This window comes from Emticicia sp. (assembly GCF_049241225.1).
In the GTDB taxonomy this organism is placed as follows: Bacteria; Bacteroidota; Bacteroidia; order Cytophagales; family Spirosomataceae; genus Emticicia.
Map to the genome: position 1 here is coordinate 1 of NZ_JBMLRC010000257.1, position 1,336 is coordinate 1,336.

The 1,336-nt window shown below is 32.5% G+C and carries 2 protein-coding genes; one reads left to right on the top strand and one right to left on the bottom strand.

Going from position 1 to position 1,336, the window contains the following annotated elements; all coding sequences use genetic code 11:
• Positions 1-29 precede the first annotated feature (29 nt).
• Positions 30-323: a hypothetical protein gene (locus ACOVO2_RS13990; RefSeq protein WP_421770574.1), complete on the bottom strand. Its 294-nt coding sequence runs from the start codon at positions 321-323 to the stop codon at positions 30-32.
• A 189-nt stretch (positions 324-512) separates the two neighbouring features.
• Between ACOVO2_RS13990 and ACOVO2_RS13995 the strand changes: the two genes are divergently transcribed.
• Positions 513-1,097, top strand: a complete 585-nt coding sequence (locus ACOVO2_RS13995; RefSeq protein ID WP_421770575.1) for a Uma2 family endonuclease — start codon at positions 513-515, stop codon at positions 1,095-1,097.
• The last annotated feature ends 239 nt before the right edge of the window (positions 1,098-1,336 follow it).

Here is a 1,336-nt window from a genome sequence, read left to right on the forward strand (position 1 = left end):
ATAGAGTAACTTTGAGAAGTTAAGGTTAGTTATTTTGTGAGATAATCTCTCAAAAGCCAAAGACCAATCAGAAGAACAACTATCAAAGGGACTAAACTGACTTTAAATGCAAAATCATAATTGCCATTTGAATAGGCCACCCAAGATATAATTTGTGTAACAAGAATCGAGGCAGGTACCCCATTGAATAGTGTAAACATCAGCCATCTACCAGAGCCGTTAGTTCCGTTATCGAATATAAAGAGTGAAACGTATATTAGAACTAGAGATGGGATAAAGGCAATATCGAAAATGATATTTGTAATCAAAGCAGTTGTTTGCATAGTTTTGATGGCTTTTTATCAAATTTAGAGGAAATTATTAAAACCACAATAGACCTCCACTATTTTTTAGTTAGTGGGGGTTTTGTGTTTTTATAAATTAATTACAGCCACCGAATTCGGTTTGACATATTTCAAAACATATCTCTGAATTAAGAAAATCACTATATTTGTACAAAACAAGTAGTAGTTATGGGAGAATCGGTCGAAAAAAAGCGTTATACAATCGAAGAATATTTTGCGTTGGAAGAAACAAGTGAAATTCGCCATGAATATTTTGATGGTGAAATCTTTGCAATGGCAGGTACAACGCTGAATCATAATAGAATAGCACAAAATGTTGGCTTTTCTTTGAGAAAATCGAAGAAAAGTCATTGTGATATTTTTATAGAAAATGTAAAACTGGAAGCTATCAAAGATTTCTATTATCCATACCCCGATGTGATGCTGACTTGTAATCCGTTTGATTTGAGGCAGAAAAACAAAATAGCACATCCAAGTTTGATTGTAGAGGTTCTTTCCACTTCCACTGAAAAATATGACAAAACAGTCAAACTAAAAAAATACAAAGCAATCGCTTCGGTGCAGTATTATATGCTGGTTTCTCAGTACGAAATGAGCGTTGAATTATACAGTAGAGTCAATGATGCCCTTTGGACTTATGAAGAATTTACTGAACCCAACGCAGTGATAAATCTTGAAAAACTCGAGATAACGCTTTCATTATCAGATATTTACGAAAATATTGTATTTGAAAAAGAGGAGGATGCAGAGTAAGTTATCCAATGAATGTTTTATAAAATCACCTCCTTTAATTTTAGCAATTATGGAAATGAATTATTAATTTCCTTATCTTCATATTTAGTCAAATTCACCAATAAACTACCCGAATTAATACACTTCGCCAATCAGCATGGCTTATGAATCTTCATTCTTCACCTAAAAACTCTTAGCCAAAAATGCATCAATATCTACTAAAGTATCGCTAATAATCAATACTTTTCCATTTTCATCAA

What these genes read in the sequence shown, in the direction of transcription:
- ACOVO2_RS13995 (WP_421770575.1), top strand. Translation starts at nt 513, where the DNA reads ATGGGAGAATCGGTCGAAAAAAAGCGTTATACAATCGAAGAATATTTT.
- ACOVO2_RS13990 (WP_421770574.1), bottom strand. Translation starts at nt 323, where the DNA reads ATGCAAACAACTGCTTTGATTACAAATATCATTTTCGATATTGCCTTT.